Raw genomic sequence first — 19,023 nt, 5'->3', positions numbered from 1 at the left:
GCGCGCCGCGGACGGACTCTGTCGAGCCTATCCGCGGCGCGCGGCCGAGGGGTCGGAACAGCCGGGATCAGGCGGGGACCGCCCGGTGCCGGTCGAGGACCGCACGCACCTCGTCGCTCAGCGGCCTGGCGGTGTCGGTCTTCGGATCGAATCCGACCAGCACCGTGTCGGCGACGGCGCACACGGCGTCGTCGCAGTCGACGATCGTCTGACGCACCGTGAACGAGGTGACGCCCATGTGCGTCACCACGGTCTCGACCTGGATCGGCGCCGACGAGTCCTTGACCGGACGCAGGAACTCGACGTCCATCTTCCGGACCACCACGGCGTCGCGCGCCGGGAGGACGGTCCGGAAGAACTTGATGCGTCCTTCCTGCAGGTACTCGACGATCTTGGCGTTGTTGACGTGCCCGAGCCGGTCGGAGTCACCCCAGCGCACCTCGATCGGGCACCGGTAGGCCCCGGATGCGTCAGTCACGTGTGAGCTTCCGGTGCGTGACCCGGTGCGGGCGGGCGGCGTCGGCGCCGAGACGCTCGACCTTGTTGGCCTCGTAGGCCTCGAAGTTGCCCTCGAACCAGAACCATTTGCCCTCTTCGACGTTGCCCTCCCACGCCAGGATGTGGGTACAGGTGCGGTCGAGGAACCAGCGGTCGTGGGAGATCACGACGGCGCAGCCCGGGAACTTCTGCAGGGCGTTCTCGAGCGAGGACAGGGTCTCGACGTCGAGGTCGTTGGTCGGCTCGTCGAGGAGGATCAGGTTGCCACCCTCCTTGAGGGTCAGCGCCAGGTTCAGGCGGTTGCGCTCACCACCGGAGAGCACGCCGGCCGGCTTCTGCTGGTCCGGGCCCTTGAAGCCGAAGGCGCTGACGTAGGCGCGCGACGGCATCTCGTTCTGGCCGACCTCGATGAAATCGAGTCCGTCGGAGACGACCTCGAAGACCGTCTTGTTCGGGTCGATGTTGGCGCGGTTCTGGTCGACGTAGCTGAGCTTGACCGTCTCGCCGACCTTGACGGTGCCGCTGTCCGGCTCCTCGAGACCGACGATGGTCTTGAACAGCGTGGTCTTACCGACACCGTTGGGGCCGATGACACCGACGATGCCGTTGCGCGGCAGCGTGAAGGACAGGTCCTTGATCAGGACACGGCCGTCGAAGCCCTTGTCGAGATGCTCGACCTCGACGACGACGTTGCCCAGACGCGGCGGCGTCGGGATCTGGATCTCCTCGAAGTCGAGCTTGCGGAACTTCTCGGCTTCGGCGGCCATCTCTTCGTAGCGGGCCAGACGCGCCTTGTTCTTGGTCTGCCGGGCCTTGGCGCCGGAGCGGACCCACTCGAGCTCCTCCTTGAGGCGCTTCTGCAGCTTCTGGTCCTTCTTGCCCTGCACCTCGAGGCGCTCGGCCTTCTTCTCCAGGTAGGTGGAGTAGTTGCCCTCGTAGGGATGCAGCTTGCCGCGGTCGACCTCGCAGATCCACTCGGCGACGTGGTCGAGGAAGTACCGGTCGTGGGTGACGGCCAGCACGGCGCCCGGGTAGGTGGCGAGGTACTGCTCGAGCCAGAGCACCGACTCGGCGTCGAGGTGGTTGGTGGGCTCGTCGAGGAGCAGCAGGTCGGGCTTGCTCAGCAGCAGCTTGCACAGCGCGACGCGGCGGCGCTCACCACCGGAGAGGTGGGTGACGGGCTCGTCCGGCGGAGGGCAGCGCAGGGCGTCCATGGCCTGCTCGAGCTGCGAGTCGAGATCCCACGCGTTGGCGTGGTCGAGCTCCTCCTGGAGCTTGCCCATCTCCTCCATCAGCTCGTCGGAGTAGTCGGTGGCCATGAGCTCGGCGATCTCGTTGAACCGGTCGAGCTTGACCTTGATGTCACCGAGGCCGTCCTCGACGTTCTGCCGGACCGTCTTCTCCTCGTCGAGGGGCGGCTCCTGCTGGAGGATGCCGACGGTGGCCTCCGGATCGAGGAAGGCCTCGCCGTTGCTGGGCTGGTCCAGCCCGGCCATGATCTTGAGAATCGACGACTTGCCCGCGCCGTTGGGTCCGACGACGCCGATCTTCGCGCCGTGGTAGAAGCTCATGGTGACGTCATCGAGGATGACCTTGTCACCGTGCGCCTTGCGCACCTTCTTCATCGTGTAAATGAACTCCGCCATGACCCCCAGCGTATCGGTCGCAGCGCGAATACCCACATCGTGCGGGGTTCGGGGTTGCAGGGGGCACCGGGCGGGCATCCCACGGTCATGACGCCCAGCAGCTCCGGATCATCGTCCGCACCACCTCCCGGCGCCCGGACCGGCGGTGACCTCGTGCGGGTCGCCGCGGTCGCGGTGAGCTCCGTGGTCGCGGTGGTGGTGTCGTTCCTCGGCTCGGGTGCCGCGGTGGGCACACCGGTCTCGGAGACCGCCGGCGGGGCGTTGTCGGCCGATGCGACCGCCGTGGCGCCGGGTGGGCCGGCCTTCTCCATCTGGTCGCTGATCTATCTGGGGCTGCTGGCCCTGGCCGCGTGGCAGGCACTGCCCGCCCACCGCACCGATCCCCGCCAGCGCGCCGTGGGCTGGTGGATCGCCACGTCGATGCTGCTCAACGCCGCGTGGATCACCGCCGTCCAGTTCGACCAGGTGTGGCTGAGCGTGGTGGTGATCGTGGCGCTGCTCGCGGTGCTGCTGCGCGTGTTCGTCGAGCTCGCCCATGCCCGGCCGGAGAACCGGCTCGAGGCGGTGGTGGTCGACGGGACGATGTTCCTCTATCTCGGCTGGGTGACCGTCGCGACCGTGGCGAACACCGCCGCGGCGCTGCGCTACGACGACATCGACCCGTTCGGCTGGGGCGCCGACGTGTGGGCGATCGTGGTGCTCGCCGTGGTCGCCGCGATCGGCGTGCTGCTCGCCGTGGCCGGTCGCGGCCGGCTCGCCGTCGCGGCGGCCCTGACCTGGGGGCTGGTGTGGATCGCGGTCGCCCGCACCGACGAGGCCGGGCTCGTCTCCACCCCCGCGGCCGTGTCCGCCGCGACGGCGGCGGTGATCACCGTGGCGGCCACCCTCACCGTTCGGCTCCGCGACACCACCGCCGTGCGGTCGGGTCAGCGTTCCTCGTGGTCGCGGCGCGCCAGCTCCGCGAACATCGCGTTGTAGGCGGCGAGATCGGCGTCGTGGTCGCGCTCGGCGGCCCGGTCGACGCGTCTTGCGGTCCTGCGGTCCGACCGCGACCACTGCACGAGCAGCGAGAGCATCACCAGGACCAGCGGGATCTCACCCGCCGACCAGGCGATGCTGCCGCCGACCTTCTGATCGGCGAACAGGTCGTAGTTCCACGGCAGCGCGAGTCCGCGGTAGTAGCTCTCGGCCATCACGGTGCCCATGCTCATCAGGGTCACGCCGAAGAAGGCGTGGAACGGCAGGGAACCGAAGACCATCGCGAGCTTGGTGACGGGTTGCACGTCGCGCGGGGACGGGTCCACACCGATGACCACCCAGTAGAAGATGTAACCGCTGATGAGGAAGTGCAGGTTCATCAGCACGTGCGCGGTGTGACTGTCGGCGAAGGTGGTGAAGATGCCGCCGAGATAGAGGGCGTAGAAGCCGCCGACGAACATGATCGACGCCACGAGCGGGTGGGTGAAGAACCGCGAGGGCGGGCAGTGCAGGAACCACAGCAGCCACTCGCGCGGGCCCGGCGCCGCACCGCGGCCGGCGGGCTTGAGGGCGCGCAGCGCCAGGGTCATCGCGCCACCGAGCGCGAGCAGCACCGGCGCCAGCATCGACAAGGCCATGTGCGCGCCCATGTGCACGCTGAACATCGCCGGCGAGTACAGGCCGACGCCCGAACAGGTCGCCACGAACAGCACGAAGCAGCCGGAGAACCAGGCGATCGACCGTCCGACGGGCCACGAGTCGCCCCGCTTGCGCAGGGTCCACAGGCCGATGGCGTAGCCGACGGCGAGCACCAGCGCGAGGGTGCCGAAGATCAGATCGAAGCGCCACTGCCCGAAGAACAGGCTCGAGAAGGAGGGCGGCACGTCGAGCTGGTAGCCGAGTTCGACCTCCTGGATGGTGGGCACCGAGGTGGGCGGCGGCGGAGGCGTCCGGCCGAGGCCGACGGCCAGACCCATCGTCGCGGCGAGGACGAAACCCTCGACGAGAGTGAACCGCGCCAGCGCGGACCGGCTGGTGGGGTCGGCCTCGAGGGCGGGCAGGGCGCGGCGGCGCTGCGCCCACCCGAACAGGCCGAGCACGATCAGCGCGACGATCTTGGCGAGCAGGATCCGGCCGTAGGTCGTGGACGTGAGATCGGAGACACTCATGCGCACCGCGGCATTGATGACACCGCTGATCGCCATCACGGCGAAGCACAGCCCGGCGACGACGGAGAAGCGGCGGGCCGCGAGGTCGGTGTGGGCGCCGCCGCGGAGGGCGTGGACGAGCAGCGCGAACAGACCACCGGTCCACACCGACGCCGCGACGAGATGCAGGATCAGACTGTTGGTGGCCATGTCGTGCGCGCCACCCGACGACGAGTGCCCGGTCAGGGCGACCGGCATCAGCGCGACCAACGACAACAGCAGCAGGAAGGGCGTCCACGACCAGCGCACCGCGAGGCGGATGAGCAGTGCCGCGATCAGGGCCAGCACCGTCGTCCAGGCCCAGGCCAGCGCGGTCTCCACCTGTCCGAGCGCCCGGAACAGGTTCTCCGGGCGGATCGCCTCGCCCAGCGGGCTGCCGGAGGTGTCCGAGAGGGTCAGCGGCACCATCAGCGCGGAGGCGACCGCCCAGACGGTGGCGGCGATCCCGGCCGTGCGGACGGCGCGGTAGCCGCCGACGTCGAGGACACCGTCCTCCTGTGGGGGCACCAGGAAGGTCGCGAAGAACAGGAATCCGACCGTGACGGCCGTCGCGATCTCCGCCACCGCACGCACGGCGGGCAGTCCGTAGGTGGTGAGCGGCCCGGGATCGGGGATGCCGAGCAGCACCAGAGCCTGCGCCGCGGAGAGACCGACCACCAGGGCCGCGACGATCGCGGCGAGGAGGCCGAAGAGGATCAGCAGCGCCGACGTGTTGGACCGTGCGGCGACGGGGGCCGGGGGCTGCGCGTCGGACGCGAGCTCGGATGTTGCCATGCCTACCAGGGTAGGACTTCCCTCCGGCCACCTACGACGCCCCGTCGGAGCTCCCCGGGCCGGTCACCGGGACTCGTGACCACCCCCACAGCACGGTGCAGGGAGTCGAGGGTGTCGGCGGCCACCAGTGCATCGCAGTACGGCAGGGCCGCGGCCATCGACCCGGTGGACGGGACGAAGCCGACCTGCCCGGCCCGCGGATTGAGCCACACCACCCGGTGCGCACGCCGGCGGATCCGGGCCATGACGTGCGCGAGGTCGGCGGGATCGTCGCTGTCCCACCCGTCGGAGGCGATCACGACGATCGCGCCGCGCAGCAGGTGACCGCGCCGCGAGGCGAGCACCTCGGCGAGGGACGCGGCGATGCGGGTGCCCCCGAACCGCGACTCCACCCGGTCGTTGGCGGTGGCGATCGCCCGGGCCGCCGAGCGGTCCCGCAACACGGCGGTCAGGCGGGTGACCGTGGTGGAGAACACGAAGACCTCGGCCGCCCGGGTGCGGGCGAGAGCGCGCACGAGGTGCAGGTAGACCTCGACGTAGGGGCGCATCGAGCGGCTCACGTCGCAGAGCATCACGACCCGGCGCAGTTCCCGGTCCGGCTGGGTCCGCACGAGCCGGACCGGTTCGAATCCGGTGCTGCGGGACGCGCCGATGCTGGCCCGCACGTCGAGCCGGCCGCGGTGCCGCCGCACGCGGCGCCGGGTGCGGCGGGTCGCCCACCGCACGGCGGCCTGGTCGATCCAGGTCTCGACGGCCGCGAGGTCCACAGGGTCGAGGTCGGCGAAGCGGCGGTCGGCGATCCCGGTCAGGGCGCTCGGCACCGCTTCCCCCGGCCGGTCCGCCGCTCCCCCGGGCCCGTCGGCGGTCGCGACGACGGTCCGGGTGATCCAGGGCAGGTCCCCGGATCCCGTCCCGTCCCGCGGAGGCCGGGCCGCGGCCCCGGACGGCGGGGCGGCGGAACCGGTCTTCTCGTCGTCGGGCCCGGTCCGGCGGGCGTGCGGGTCCATCGGCAGACCCTCCTGCTCGAACACCCGGTCGAACACCGCGTCGAAGGCCGCGAGGTTCTCCTGCCGGTCGACGAGGGTCAGGCGCGCGGCCCAGTACAGCCCGGTCCGGGTGCGCGGCGGGTCCAGGTGCAGGGCTCGGGCGAACACCGCCGCGGCGTCCGCGGCCACCGCCACGCCGGACGAGCGGAGCCGATCGGTCAGCGCGACCGCGAAGGCCGCGCGATCGATGCCGGGCAGCAGCCGGAACGTCACGACGTCTCGACCGCCACGAAGCGGGTCAGCGCGTCCGTGAGGGTCTCGCGGTCGTCGGGGGTCTTCGCGAGCGCGGCGAGGGACGCACACGCCTCGGGCCGGGCGAGATCCGCGACGCCGAGCGCGGCGAGCGCCGAGACCCAGTCGATGCTCTCCGCGATACCGGGGGCCTTGTCGAGGTCGAGGCCGCGGGCGACCGCGACGAAGTCCGCCGCCCGCTCGACGAGCGCACCGTTCGCGGACGGCACGGTGCGGCGCAGGATCGCGACGGCGCGGGCCCGATCGGGATAGTCGATCCAGTGGTACAGGCAGCGGCGCCGCAGCGCGTCGTGCAGGTCCCGGCTGCGGTTGGAAGTGAGCACGACGACGGGCGGCCGGACGGCGGTGAGGGTGCCGAGTTCGGGAACGGTGACGGCGAACTCGCCGAGGAATTCGAGCAGCAGCGCCTCGAACTCGTCGTCGGCGCGGTCGATCTCGTCGACGAGCAGCACCGCCGGGGTCTCCCCGCGGTGCCGGACGCACTGCAGGATGGGGCGTTCGAGCAGGTAGTGCTCGGTGTAGAGGTCGGCTTCCGCCGGGCTGTCCCCGCGCGCCTCGGCGAGCCGGATCGCCAGCAGCTGACGCTGGTAGTCCCAGTCGTAGAGGGCCTCGGCCACCGACAGTCCCTCGTAGCACTGCAGCCGGATGAGCGGACTGCCCAGGATCCGGGCGAGGATCTTGGCCGCGGTGGTCTTGCCGACCCCGGGTTCGCCCTCGAGCAGCAGCGGCCGGCCGAGGGCGACGGCGAGGTGGATCGCGCTCGCCGTTCCCTCGTCGAGGAGGTGGTCGTAGGCGTCGAACCGGGTGACGACGTCGGCGACGCCGGTGAAGAACCCGGGCTCCGTCACGCGACCCGGTCCTTCTGGTAGCGCTGCCGGCAGCCGGGACAGCAGAACCACATCGTGGTGCCGTCGACGGTGAGGTGCGGGGTGGACTCGGTGATCGTGACGGTCATCCCGCACACCGGGTCGACGGCCGCACCCGGTGCCGGGTCCACCGGCCGCGGCACCTCGACGTGCCCGCCCGTCCCGGCCCGCCCACCGGCACCGCTCGGCCGGGCGAGGCCGCCGCTGCGTGCAACCCGCACGACGTCGGCGACGATCGACAGCCCGATCTCCGCGGCGGTGCGGGCGCCGATGTCGAGTCCGGCCGGGGTGTGGATGCGGGCGCGTTCGTCGGTGGTCGGGTCCACCTCGTCGAGTACCGCGGCGCCGCGTACCCGGCTCGCGACCAGGCCGATGTAGCCGGCTCCCGCGTCGAGGGCCGCCCGGATCACCCCCGCCTCGTCCCCACCGTGGCTCGCGACGATCACCACGGCCGCGTCGGCCGGGACCGTCGTGCCCCGCACCGGCTCGACCGCGTAGTCGACCCGCCGCGCGAAGTCGGCCACCGCCTCCGCGATCGGTGAGGTGCCGGACACGGCCAGCAGGATCGCGGGCATCTGCGGCTGGAGGAAGATCTCGGTGGCGCCGCCCGACATGCAGGGGTTGACCGCGATCGTCGCTCCCGGGGCGTCGGGGAACTCGGTGGCGCCGCCGGGCAGCACGCGCAGCAGCATGCTTTCCCCGCGTTCGAGCACCTGCCGGGCGACGTCCCGGACGGAGCTCTCGGTGCACCGGCCGCCGACGAACCCCTCGATCGTGCCGTCGGCGAGGACGAGTGCCCGGTCCCCCGTGCGGGCGGACGTCGGTGGTTGTGCCCGCACGACGATCGCCTCCACGAAGGGTCGGCGTTCGCTGCGCAGTTGCGCGGCCCGTACCGCGAGATCCATGTCGTCCTCCGGTGCGTTCGTCAGATCGGCGGTACCGCGCGGCCCTGCATCGCCTCCCACACCCGCGACGGGGTCAGCGGCATGTCGGCGTGGCGGACACCGAACGGCTTCAGCGCGTCGACCACCGCGTTGACGATCGCCGGTGGCGAGCCGACGGTGGCGGACTCGCCGATGCCCTTCGCCCCGATCGGGTGGTGCGGCGAGGGGGTGACGGTGAAGGCGGTCTCGAGGGTCGGAACCTCGAGCGCGGTGGGGATCAGGTAGTCCATGAACGACCCGCCGAGACAGGTGCCGTTCTCGTCGAACGCGATCATCTCCATCAGCGCCATCCCGATCCCGTCGACGATGCCGCCGTGCACCTGCCCCTCGATGATCATCGGGTTGATGCGGGTGCCGCAGTCGTCCACGGCCAGGAACCGGCGGATCTTCACCTGCGCGGTGCCGGGATCGACGTCGACGACACAGAAGTAGGCGCCGTACGGATAGGTGAGGTTCTCGGGGTTGTAGCAGATCTGCGCTTCGAGGCCGCCCTCGATTCCCTCGGGCAGGTCGCCGGCGCCGTGGGCGCGCATGGCGATGTCCTGGATCGTCACCGACGCCGAAGGATCGCCCTTGACGTGGAAGCGGCCCTTCTCCCATTCGAGGTCGGCGACGGAGACCTCGAGCATGCCCGACGCGATGATCTTCGCCTTGTCACGGACCTTGCGGGCGACGAGCGCGGCCGCCGCCCCGGACACCGGGGTGGATCGGCTTCCGTAGGTGCCGAGCCCGAAGGGGGTGTTGTCGGTGTCGCCGTGCACGACGTCGATGTCCTCGGGCGGGATCCCGATCTCCTCGGCGACGATCTGCGCGAAGGTGGTCTCGTGCCCCTGTCCCTGCGACTGCACAGACAGCCGCACCACGGCCTTGCCGGTGGGATGGACCCGCAGTTCGCAGCCGTCGGCCATGCCGAGCCCGAGGATGTCCATGTCCTTGCGGGGACCCGCCCCCACCGCCTCGGTGAAGAAGGACATCCCGATGCCCATGAGCTCTCCCCGCGCGCGGCGTTCGGCCTGCTCGCGGCGTAGTTCGTCGTAGCCGATGATGTCCATGGCCTTGCGCATGGTGGTCTCGTAGTCGCCGGAGTCGTACTTCCAGCCGGTCTTGCTGGTGTACGGAAACTGTTCGGGCCGCAGCAGGTTCTTCAGCCGCAGTTCGGCCGGGTCCATGTCGAGGTCGTAGGCCAGGCAGTCGACGAGCCGCTCGACGAAGTACACGGCCTCGGTGATCCGGAAGGAGCAGGCGTAGGCGACGCCGCCGGGGGCCTTGTTCGTGTACACCGCCGTCATGTGGCAGTAGGCGGCCTCGATGTCGTAGCTGCCGGTGAACACCCCGAAGAAGCCGGCGGGGTACTTGACGGGAGCGGCGGTGCCGTTGAACGCACCGTGATCGGCGAGGACCCGCGACCTGATGGCGAGGATGCGGCCCTCCTTCGTCGCCGCGATCTCCCCGACCATGATGTAGTCGCGCGCGAAGCCGGTGCTCATGAGGTTCTCGCTGCGGTCCTCCATCCACTTGACCGGACGCCCAGTCACGAGCGACGCCACGATCGCTCCGACATAGCCGGGGTAGATGGGCACCTTGTTGCCGAAGCCACCCCCGATGTCCGGGGAGATCACCCGGATCTTGTGTTCGGGCAGCCCCGCGACCAGCGCGTACAGGGTACGGTGCGCGTGCGGCGCCTGCGAGGTGGACCAGAGCGTCAGCTTCCCGGTGACCCGGTCGTAGTCGGCGACTGCCCCGCAGGTCTCCATCGGCGCCGGGTGCACCCGGGGATAGACGATCTCCTGCCGGGTGACGACGTCGGCCTTCGCGAAGACCGCATCGGTCGCCGCCGCATCCCCGGCCTCCCAGTCGAAGCAGTGGTTGTCGGTCTTGCCCTCGAGATCGGTGCGGATGACGGGGGCGTCCGGCGACAGTGCGGTCCGCACGTCGACGACCGGCTCGAGGATCTCGTAGTCGACGTCGATCAGCTCGAGTGCGTCGCGGGCGGAGTAACGGTCCTCCGCGACGACGAACGCGACCTCCTGCCCGTGGAAACGCACCTTGTCGGTCGCCAGCACCGCCTGCACGTCGTTCGACAGGGTCGGCATCCACGCCAGCCTCTTCTCGGCGAGGTCGGCGCCCGTGATCACCGCCTTCACCTTCGGATGGGCGAGCGCCGCCGAGATGTCGATGCCGTTGATGCGGGCGTGTGCGACCGGTGACCGCAGCACCGCGAGGTGCAGCATGCCGGGCAGCCGGACGTCGTCGACGTAGTTGCCCCGACCTCGGATGAATCGTGGATCCTCCTTGCGCAGCATCCGGCCGTGTCCGCAGGGCTTGCGGTCGTTGTCCTGTTCCTCCGGGCGGGCGTCCGGTTCGACCGCGGTCATCACGACACCTCCGTGGGTTGCACGTTCGAGGAGTGTTCGGCGGCCCACCGGATCGACCGCACGATGGTGGTGTAGCCGGTGCAGCGGCAGATCTGCCCGGAGATCGCCTCGCGGATCGTCGCGTCGTCGGGATCGGGGTCCCGGTCGAGCAGGGCGCGGGCGGTGATCATCATGCCCGGGGTGCAGAAGCCGCACTGCAGGCCGTGGCAGCGCATGAACCCCTCCTGCACGGGGTCGAGCACGCCGTCCCGTTCGAGGCCCTCGACGGTGAGGACGTCGTGCCCGGCGGTCATGACCGCGAGGGTCGTGCACGACTTCACCGGTTCGCCGTCCACAGCGACGACGCAGGTCCCGCAGTTGCTGGTGTCGCAACCCCAGTGGGTTCCGGTCAGGCCCAGGTGGTCGCGGAGGAAGTGCACGAGCAGGGTCCGGGGTTCGACGTCGGCGGTGACGTGCTCACCGTTGACCGTCATCGAGATCTGCATCGGATCACACCCTTTCGGTGACGCCGAGACGTTCGGCGGATCGGCGCAGGGCCCGCACCGTCAACTCGGATGCGAGGTGACGCTTGTAGGCGGCGGTGCCGCGCTGGTCGGTCTCGGGATCGCAGGCCGACGCGGCTGCGGCGCCGGCCTCGCGGAACAGTTCCTCCGACGGTGCCGAACCCCGCAGCAGCTCGGACACCCTCACCAGCGCCGCATCGTCGGCGCGCACGGCCGTCAGCCCGACCCGGGCGTCGGTGATGTGCCCGTCCGACATCCACAGCGCGGCACCCGCGGCGGCCACCGCCCAGTCACCGGCCCGGCGCTCGACCTTCTCGTAGGCGCTCGCCCCGGTGCTCTTGCAGGCGCTCGCGCCGGTGCTCTTGTAGGCGCTCGCGCCTGCCCCGCGCCGGGGCAACCGGACCTCGACGAGCAGTTCGTTCGGTGCCAGGGCGGTCTCGTACGGGCCGAGGTGGAACTCGGCGAAGGTCAGCTCCCGTGTCCCGGCCGGTCCGCGCACCACGCAGGTCGCGTCGAGCACCGAGCAGACCGTCGACAGATCCTCGGCGGGGTCGGCCTGGCACAGGGATCCGCCGATCGTGCCGCGGTTGCGGACCACGGGATCGGCGATGACCTTCTCCGCGTCCCGGAAGATCGGGAAGAGGTCCGCGAGCTCGTCGGATTCGAGGAGACGGCGGTGACGCACGAGCGCCCCGATCCGCACCGTCGACGGCTCGACGGCAACGAAGTCGAGTTCGTCGCCGAGGTCGTTGATGTCGACGAGGAACTCCGGATTCGCGAGCCGGAGTTTCATCATCGGAAGCAGACTGTGTCCGCCGGCGACGACCCGGGCGTCTTCTCCGTGCCGGTCGAGCAGCTCGATCGCGTGCTCCACACCGGTCGCTCGCTCGTAGTCGAAAGGGCCTGGAACCTGCATGACGCGCACTCCCCAGCCTCGGTGGCACACCGACACCGACGATGTCGGCCGTCCGTAACTCCCCCGATGCTGCACAGGGTAGCTCCCGGGGCGGGCCCGGGGCGGGGAAACGGACGACGCGGGCCGAACACGCATTTGCCGCTCACGGGAAGGGACTCGGGAACGTCCGACCGACTGCTCGGTCCGGCCCGTGCGGATAGCGTGGTGGGAACCGACCCGACGGGAGCACCGCACCGCCATGGACGTCATCAACGAATTCGTCATCGGGCAGGCGTCCGCGCTGTGGGTCTATCCGCTGCTCTTCACCGTGTGCATCGTCGACGGCTTCTTCCCGCCGGTCCCGAGCGAGTCGGTGCTCGTGACGCTGGCGTCGCTGTCCGGTTCCACCGGTCGACCCCATCTGTGGCTCGTGGTCGTCCTCGCCGCCCTCGGTGCGATCATCGGCGACAACATCGCGTACACCATCGGCCGGGCGGTGGGCACGGAACGGTTCCGGTGGATGCGCAGGCCCCGCGCGCGTGCCGCCTTCGCGTGGGCGCGGCGCGGCCTCGACAAGCGCGGCGCCGCCGTGATCGTCACGGCCCGGTACGTGCCGATCGGGCGGATCGCGGTGAACATGACCGCGGGCGCGACCCGGTACCCGCGGCGGAAGTTCGTGCCCCTGACCGTGCTGGCAGGGACCACGTGGGCGTTGTACTCGACGCTCATGGGCCGGCTGGTGGGTGGATGGTTCGAGTCCCAGCCACTGCTCGGTGCCGCCGTGTCGATCTGTGTGGCGGTGGTCCTCGGCGTCGGGATCGACCACGTGATCCAACGGGTGGGGTCGGGCCGGGTCGATCTGCCGCGGGCCGAGGCGGAGGACGCCGGTCCGAACGATGACGCCGGACCGAGGGGTGCGGAGAGCGTGGCCGGAGAGGAACCGGGCTCCCCTTCCCAGCGGTGAATCCGCCGCCCGGAGGGGAACACGCAGGCCGGAGGGTGTGTACATCCGCGGGTGGGTGCACCCGCTAAGATTCTGCCCGCGCCTCCGTAGCTCAGCTGGATAGAGCAAGAGCCTTCTAATCTCTAGGTCGCAGGTTCGAGTCCTGCCGGGGGCACCATCCGCTCGTCGCCGACGGTTGTCGCAGGCCCGGCGGATCCGTCGATCCGGCCCCCCGAGCGCGGCGGGGACGTACCCTGGGGAGGAGCTTCCCGATCGACGGTCGGTGCACGGTCACCGCTGGTCACAACGTGTTTTCGGAGGCGTGAAACGTCCTGTTCACCCGGATCACCGGGGTCGTCGCCGCAGTGTGTTTATTCTCCCAACTCGCCGTACGGGTTAACACATGCTAAGGGCTGAGCCCTATAGTTCCCGTCGTAAAACCCTTGTTACAGAATCCTCACAGAGTCAGGTAGGTGGGCGTGTCGACATCGGACCGCATTCAGGAGATCTACGAGCAGGTCAAGGCCCGCAATGCAGGTGAGCCCGAATTCCACCAGGCTGCGGCCGAAGTGTTCGAGTCCCTGCATGTCGTTCTGGAGCGTCACCCCCGTTACTTCGAGTCGGGTCTGATCGAGCGTCTGTGCGAGCCCGAGCGGCAGATCATCTTCCGCGTGCCGTGGATCGACGACCAGGGCAACGTCCACGTCAACCGTGGTTTCCGCGTCCAGTACAACAGCGTCCTCGGCCCCTACAAGGGCGGCCTGCGCTTCCACCCGAGCGTCAACCTCGGCATCGTCAAGTTCCTCGGCTTCGAGCAGATCTTCAAGAACGCGCTCACCGGCCTGCCCATCGGCGGCGGCAAGGGCGGCTCGGACTTCGACCCCAAGGGCCGTTCCGAGCAGGAGATCATGCGCTTCTGCCAGTCCTTCATGACCGAGCTGCACCGCCACATCGGCGAGTACACCGACGTCCCGGCCGGTGACATCGGCGTCGGCGGCCGCGAGATCGGCTACCTGTTCGGCCAGTACAAGCGCCTCACCAACTCCTACGAGTCGGGCGTGCTCACCGGCAAGGGCCTCACCTGGGGCGGCTCGCAGGTGCGCAAGGAGGCCACCGGTTACGGTGCCGCCTACTTCGTCAACGAGATGGCCAAGACCGCGGGCATCTCCCTCGAGGGCCGCACCGCCGTCGTGTCCGGCTCCGGCAACGTCGCCATCTACGCGATCGAGAAGATCCACCAGCTCGGTGGCACCGTCGTCGCCTGCTCCGACTCGTCGGGCTACGTCGTCGACCGCAAGGGCATCGACCTCGACCTGCTCAAGGAGATCAAGGAGGTCCGTCGCGGCCGCATCTCCGAGTACGTCGACGAGCGCGGCGACGCCGAGTTCTACCCGGGCGGCAACATCTGGAACGTGCCCTGCGACATCGCGCTCCCCTGCGCCACGCAGAACGAGCTCGACGAGGAGTCGGCCAAGACCCTCGTCAACAACGGTGTCAAGATCGTCGCCGAGGGCGCGAACATGCCCACCACCCCGGGTGGCATCACGGTCTTCCGCGAGGCCGGTGTGGCCTTCGCTCCGGGTAAGGCCGCCAACGCCGGTGGTGTCGCCACCTCCGCGCTGGAGATGCAGCAGAACGCCTCCCGCGACTCGTGGCACTTCGACTACACCGACCAGCGGCTCGCCGGCATCATGGCCGATATCCACACCCGCTGCGTCGAGACGGCCGCCGAGTACGGCAAGCCTGGCGACTACGTGCACGGCGCCAACATCGCCGGCTTCGTGAAGGTCGCCGACGCGATGTTCGCCCTCGGCATCATCTGACGACGAACGCGCTCCGAGGGGCGGGCACCGGAACACCGGTGCCCGCCCCTCGTCATGGGATCCGGTCACACACCCGGGATCTCACGGGTGTGCATCCAGGCCACCACCTGGGTGCGCGAGCCCACGCCGAGTTTGTCGAGGATCCGCTCGACATGACCGTCGACGGTGCGGCGGGAGATGACGAGGCGCTCCGCGATCGCCCGGTTGCTCAACCCGTCCGCCACGAGCCGAGCCACTTCGCTTTCCCGCTTCGTCAGGGGTGACTCCGGCCGACCGGTGGTGCCTCCCGCACGTGATTGCGACGTCCCTCGGGGCGGTGGCGTCGCGTGCGGTGCCAGAGCCCGGTCGACCACCTGCTCGATCGTCGTCCCGTCGTCGAGCGGGCCCGCCAGCCGGGCGAACCCGTCCTCCCCCAGCACGCTGCGGAGCCGCCGTTCGACAGCGAGGGAGTCCCGTTCGATGTGCGGGCCGAAAGCAGCGACCGTGGTTCCCAGACGCTGCCACACGGTCCGAGCCGCGCCGAGCAGGACGGCCGCCTCCTCGTGGTCGCCTTCCGCTCCTGCCGACCAGGCCAGCAGTTCGATCGACAAGGCCGTGCAGATCTTGTCCTTGAAATCCCGTTGGATGCGCAGCGCCTGCCGCGCCACGCGGACCGAGTCCGCGAGACGTCCGAGATGGAAGTACGCGACACCCGAAACCCACAGCGCATAGGCCTTGTTCCATCGTTCCCCGTGTTCGTCGGCCACCTCGACGACCCGTCCGCACGTCACGAGCGCTTCGTCGAGACGACCGTCGTAGGCCTGTGCCATTGCCAATTGGAACAAGGCGGTGAGATATGCCGCATCGTCGCCGTACGCCCGGTGGACGGAGACCGCCGCCTCGTACAGTGCGATCGCCCGCGCGGTGTCGCCGCAGAAGAGCGCGTGCAGTGCCGCCCAGTGGTCGTGGTGGGCCCGGAGTCGATCGTCGCCGGATTCTTCTGCGACAGCGGCACATTCGGACAGATGAAGTGCCGCACCGTCCCGATCCCCCTGGATCAGGGCCGTCCATGCCGTCACCCACAGCACGTCGCCCCGTTCCGGGCTCGACGCCGGCAACCTCTGCAGGAGCCGCTCGAGCCGGATCCGGCCGGTGGAGAGATTACCTCCGGCGATCCAGTGGTACCGCAGCGCGACGGCAAGGGCGGCGCCGGTCGTCGGTTCGGAGTCGTCCCGCAGCGATCGGTCCAGGGCCGTCATGAAATCTGCGTGGTCGGTCCTCAGCCTGGCCAGCAGCGAGGACTGCTGCGATCCGAACCAGCTCTCCGCGCACCGCCGGGCGCGATCCAGGCAGTGGGCACGGTGTCGCCGGTACAGTTCGTCCTGTTCCTCACGAGCCACGAGCAGTTCGTGACCGTACTCCCGCACCGTCATCAACTGCGAGTACCGCAGGATGCTCGACGAACGATCCACGCCGACCAACGATTTCGCAATCAATCGATCGAGCAGGTCGACGATCCGTTCCTCCGGGAGATTCTCGTCGGCACAGACGACCTCGGCCGCCTCGAGGTCGAAACCGCCCGTGAAGACCGACAGCCGCGCCCACAGGACACGTTCGGCCTCCGAGCAGAGGTCGTAACTCCAGTCGATGAGCGCCCGCAGTGTCTGCTGCCGGGGCACCGCGGTACGGCCACCGCCCGTGAGCAGGGTGAAACGACGATCGAGGCGCTCGACGAGTTGCCCGGGCGAGAGCGACCGCAAGCGGGTGGCGGCCAGTTCCAGGGCCAACGGGATCCCGTCGAGCTGGATGCACAGCTGAGCGACGGCGTCGGCGTTGTCGTCGGTCAGCTCGAAATCGGGAACCACCCGCTGCGCGCGCTCGACGAGCAGCGAGACCGACTCGTAGCGGGCCAGACCGGCAGCCCGGTTCCCCGTCGGCACGAGCGGAATCGTCAGCGGAGGAATCACGAACTCCACCTCGCCCGCCACGGTGAGGGGTTCCCGGCTGGTCACGAGGATCCGAATCTCGGGCGCGTGCGCGAGGATCGTGGAGACGAAGCCCGCCGCGGTGTCGATGAGATGCTCGCAGTTGTCCACCACGATGAGCATGTGCCTGCCCTGCAGGTGGTCGACGATCTTGCCCATCACCGGACGCGTGGACTGGTCGGTCACCCCCAGCGCCGCCGCAGCGGCGGTCGGTACCGCCTCCGCGTCGCGCAGCACGGCCAGGTCGATCCACCGAACCGAGTCGCGGAAGGCCCGTGAGCTCCGCACCGCGATCTCCTCCGCCAGCCGCGTCTTGCCGACCCCACCGGGCCCGAGCAACGAGACGAGCCTGGATCGCTGCAGACACGCCCGCGCTTCGTCGATCTCGCGGCGACGCCCGACGAACGTGGTCACCGAGGGTGTCGATCCTCGTACGCAGGCCTTCCGGAACTCCATCGTCACACTTCCCAGGGATAGTGCGCCCAACATACCCGGGTGGCGGTGTGACGGCCAACACAGGTAATCGAAGGGGTAATTCACCCCGAGATCCCCGATGTGATCCAGGCCATTGTCGATGACAGGCCTCGAGCCCGTACCCGGGTGGAGGCGACATCCCGATTCCGAGGAGCCAGGACACCATGACCACGAATTCCTCTGTCACCCCCGATGTCGACGTCGTCGTCGTGGGAGCCGGATTCGCCGGCCTGTACGCACTGCACAAACTGCGCGACCGGATGAACATGTCCGTACGGGTCTTCGAGGCCGGCGACGACGTGGGCGGCACCTGGTACTGGAACCGGTATCCCGGCGCCCGCTGCGACATCGAGTCGATCCACTACTCGTACTCGTTCGACGAGGACCTGCAGCAGGAGTGGAAGTGGAACGAGAAGTTCGCCGGGCAGCCGGAGATCCTCCGCTACCTGAACCACGTCGCGGACCGCTTCGACCTGCGAAAGAGCATCACCTTCGGCACGCGGGTGATCGGTGTGCACTGGGACGACGAGAACTCGTGGTGGACGGTCCGCACCGACACCGGCGAGACCGTGACGGCCCGGTGGTTCATCTCCGGAGCCGGCAACCTCTCGGTCCCCAAGGAGCCCGAATTCGGAGGCATCGACAACTTCCGCGGTGAGGTCCTCCTGACCGGGAACTGGCCGCACGAGCCCGTCGACTTCACCGGCAGGCGCGTCGCGGTCATCGGCACGGGAGCGAGCGGCATCCAGGCCATCCCCCTCATCGCGCAACAAGCCGCGGAACTGGTGGTCTTCCAGCGGACACCGCAGTTCGCCACCCCGCTCGGGAACGGTCCGCTCGACCCGGAGGAGCTCGCCGCGGCCAAGAAGATCTACCCCGAGCTGAGAGAGGCCGCACGCAACCACTTCCTGGGCGTCCCGTTCGACCAGGTCCAGCCGTCGGCGCTCGCCGTCGACGCCGAGGAGCGCCGCCGAGTGTTCGACGAACGCTGGAACGCCGGCGGATTCCGGTTGTTCATCGACAGCTTCCAGGACATCCTCTTCGACAAGGCCGCCAACGACACCGCCGCCGAGTACATCCGCGAACGGATCCGCGAGCGGGTCCAGGACCCTGCCACCGCCGAAAGACTCGCACCGCGCGGATACGCGTACGCGACCAAGCGGCCCCCGCTCGAGACGAACTACTACGAGACCTACAACCGCGACAACGTGCACCTCGTGGACGTCAAGAGCACCCCGATCAGCGAGATCACCGAAACCGGTGTGCGCGTGGGCGACCGCACCTACGAGGTCGACACCATCGTGCTCGCGACCGGTTTCGACGCCATGACCGGACCCCTCATGGCGATGGACATCCGCGGCCGCAACGGTCTTCGGCTGGCGGACAAGTGGGCGCACGGCCCGCGTACCTATCTCGGCATCATGATCGACGAGTTCCCCAACCTGTTCACGATCACCGGACCGCAGTCCCCATCGGTGCTCTACAACATGCCACTCGCGATCGAGGACCACGTCGACTTCGCCACGGACGCGATCTCATATCTGCGCGAGCACGATCTCCAGGTCATCGAGCCCACCGCCGAAGCCGAAGCCGACTGGTTGCGCACCACCACCGAGATCGCAGAACAGACCCTGCTGCCGCAGACCGACTCGTGGTACATGGGCGCGAACATCCCCGGCAAGCCGCGGGCCTGCATGGTCTATCTCGGTGGCGCCCCCGCCTACCGGCAGATCTGCGCCGACGTCGTCGACGGCGGCTACGTCGGTTTCGAGCTGAGCGCGGCTCGCGAGAACCTCACGGCTGCAGCGTCGTAACGACCGACCATCATCCACAC

14 protein-coding genes and 1 tRNA gene are annotated in these 19,023 nt (G+C 69.5%); 5 read left to right on the top strand and 10 right to left on the bottom strand.

Annotated features, from left to right (window positions below; all coding sequences use genetic code 11):
* Positions 1-67: 67 nt before the first annotated feature.
* Together OED52_RS07830 and ettA are read right to left on the bottom strand one after the other, a co-directional pair.
* Complete coding sequence (locus tag OED52_RS07830) at positions 68-478, bottom strand: acyl-CoA thioesterase (protein ID WP_264154079.1); 411 nt, start codon at positions 476-478, stop codon at positions 68-70.
* On the bottom strand, positions 471-2,144 hold the full coding sequence (gene ettA / locus OED52_RS07825) for an energy-dependent translational throttle protein EttA (RefSeq protein WP_264154078.1): 1,674 nt from the start codon (positions 2,142-2,144) through the stop codon (positions 471-473). The genes OED52_RS07830 and ettA overlap by 8 nt, the downstream gene beginning before the upstream one ends.
* 87 nt (positions 2,145-2,231) lie before the next feature.
* Here ettA and OED52_RS07820 point away from each other — a divergent pair, with 87 nt between their 5' ends.
* Entirely contained in the window at positions 2,232-3,122 is an 891-nt protein-coding gene (locus tag OED52_RS07820) for a tryptophan-rich sensory protein (RefSeq protein WP_264154077.1), read from the top strand.
* Here OED52_RS07820 and OED52_RS07815 read toward each other — a convergent pair.
* Genes OED52_RS07815 through OED52_RS07785 form a run of 7 tightly spaced genes read right to left on the bottom strand, consistent with a single transcriptional unit; the run spans position 3,071 to position 12,006 of the window.
* Positions 3,071-5,104, bottom strand: a complete 2,034-nt coding sequence (locus OED52_RS07815) for a bifunctional copper resistance protein CopD/cytochrome c oxidase assembly protein (RefSeq protein WP_264154076.1) — start codon at positions 5,102-5,104, stop codon at positions 3,071-3,073. The genes OED52_RS07820 and OED52_RS07815 overlap by 52 nt on opposite strands.
* A 2-nt stretch (positions 5,105-5,106) precedes the next feature.
* On the bottom strand, positions 5,107-6,363 hold the full coding sequence (locus OED52_RS07810; RefSeq protein WP_264154075.1) for a vWA domain-containing protein: 1,257 nt from the start codon (positions 6,361-6,363) through the stop codon (positions 5,107-5,109).
* On the bottom strand, positions 6,360-7,250 hold the full coding sequence (locus OED52_RS07805; RefSeq protein ID WP_264154074.1) for an AAA family ATPase: 891 nt from the start codon (positions 7,248-7,250) through the stop codon (positions 6,360-6,362). Before OED52_RS07805 ends, OED52_RS07810 begins: the two co-directional genes overlap by 4 nt.
* On the bottom strand, positions 7,247-8,173 hold the full coding sequence (locus OED52_RS07800) for an XdhC family protein (RefSeq protein ID WP_264154618.1): 927 nt from the start codon (positions 8,171-8,173) through the stop codon (positions 7,247-7,249). Before OED52_RS07800 ends, OED52_RS07805 begins: the two co-directional genes overlap by 4 nt.
* A 20-nt stretch (positions 8,174-8,193) precedes the next feature.
* Positions 8,194-10,587: an aerobic carbon-monoxide dehydrogenase large subunit gene (locus OED52_RS07795; RefSeq protein WP_264154073.1), complete on the bottom strand. Its 2,394-nt coding sequence runs from the start codon at positions 10,585-10,587 to the stop codon at positions 8,194-8,196.
* Positions 10,587-11,072, bottom strand: a complete 486-nt coding sequence (locus OED52_RS07790; RefSeq protein ID WP_264154072.1) for a (2Fe-2S)-binding protein — start codon at positions 11,070-11,072, stop codon at positions 10,587-10,589. The genes OED52_RS07795 and OED52_RS07790 overlap by 1 nt, the downstream gene beginning before the upstream one ends.
* Positions 11,073-11,076: 4 nt before the next feature.
* Entirely contained in the window at positions 11,077-12,006 is a 930-nt protein-coding gene (locus tag OED52_RS07785; RefSeq protein WP_264154071.1) for an FAD binding domain-containing protein, read from the bottom strand.
* A gap of 238 nt (positions 12,007-12,244) precedes the next feature.
* Between OED52_RS07785 and OED52_RS07780 the strand changes: the two genes are divergently transcribed.
* From OED52_RS07780 to gdhA, 3 genes are all read left to right on the top strand, one after another.
* Positions 12,245-12,949 carry a DedA family protein gene (locus OED52_RS07780; protein ID WP_264154070.1) on the top strand — a complete coding sequence of 235 codons (705 nt, stop codon included), beginning with the start codon at positions 12,245-12,247 and terminating at the stop codon, positions 12,947-12,949.
* An 80-nt stretch (positions 12,950-13,029) separates the two neighbouring features.
* Positions 13,030-13,106 (top strand) — tRNA-Arg (locus OED52_RS07775).
* 301 nt (positions 13,107-13,407) lie between these two features.
* Positions 13,408-14,751, top strand: coding sequence for an NADP-specific glutamate dehydrogenase (gene gdhA / locus OED52_RS07770; protein ID WP_264154069.1), 1,344 nt, complete (start codon positions 13,408-13,410; stop codon positions 14,749-14,751).
* Positions 14,752-14,816: 65 nt separating this feature from the next.
* On the opposite strand, the gene OED52_RS07765 is transcribed toward gdhA, so the two are convergent.
* Positions 14,817-17,129: a LuxR C-terminal-related transcriptional regulator gene (locus OED52_RS07765; protein ID WP_264154068.1), complete on the bottom strand. Its 2,313-nt coding sequence runs from the start codon at positions 17,127-17,129 to the stop codon at positions 14,817-14,819.
* A 224-nt stretch (positions 17,130-17,353) separates the two neighbouring features.
* Here OED52_RS07765 and OED52_RS07760 point away from each other — a divergent pair, with 224 nt between their 5' ends.
* The gene (locus OED52_RS07760; RefSeq protein WP_264154067.1) at positions 17,354-19,003 is read left to right on the top strand and encodes a flavin-containing monooxygenase; all 1,650 of its coding nucleotides are present in this window, start codon (positions 17,354-17,356) and stop codon (positions 19,001-19,003) included.
* The last annotated feature ends 20 nt before the right edge of the window (positions 19,004-19,023 follow it).

Source organism: Rhodococcus sp. Z13 (assembly GCF_025837095.1).
Classification (GTDB): Bacteria; Actinomycetota; Actinomycetes; order Mycobacteriales; family Mycobacteriaceae; genus Rhodococcus; species Rhodococcus sacchari.
Note: the sequence above shows the minus strand (reverse complement) of the source record. Positions and strands in the feature narration are given on the sequence as shown.

What these genes read in the sequence shown, in the direction of transcription:
- OED52_RS07815 (WP_264154076.1), bottom strand. Translation starts at nt 5,104, where the DNA reads ATGGCAACATCCGAGCTCGCGTCCGACGCGCAGCCCCCGGCCCCCGTC.
- OED52_RS07800 (WP_264154618.1), bottom strand. Translation starts at nt 8,173, where the DNA reads ATGGATCTCGCGGTACGGGCCGCGCAACTGCGCAGCGAACGCCGACCC.
- OED52_RS07820 (WP_264154077.1), top strand. Translation starts at nt 2,232, where the DNA reads ATGACGCCCAGCAGCTCCGGATCATCGTCCGCACCACCTCCCGGCGCC.
- OED52_RS07790 (WP_264154072.1), bottom strand. Translation starts at nt 11,072, where the DNA reads ATGCAGATCTCGATGACGGTCAACGGTGAGCACGTCACCGCCGACGTC.
- OED52_RS07785 (WP_264154071.1), bottom strand. Translation starts at nt 12,006, where the DNA reads ATGCAGGTTCCAGGCCCTTTCGACTACGAGCGAGCGACCGGTGTGGAG.
- OED52_RS07760 (WP_264154067.1), top strand. Translation starts at nt 17,354, where the DNA reads ATGACCACGAATTCCTCTGTCACCCCCGATGTCGACGTCGTCGTCGTG.
- OED52_RS07795 (WP_264154073.1), bottom strand. Translation starts at nt 10,587, where the DNA reads ATGACCGCGGTCGAACCGGACGCCCGCCCGGAGGAACAGGACAACGAC.
- ettA (WP_264154078.1), bottom strand. Translation starts at nt 2,144, where the DNA reads ATGGCGGAGTTCATTTACACGATGAAGAAGGTGCGCAAGGCGCACGGT.
- OED52_RS07780 (WP_264154070.1), top strand. Translation starts at nt 12,245, where the DNA reads ATGGACGTCATCAACGAATTCGTCATCGGGCAGGCGTCCGCGCTGTGG.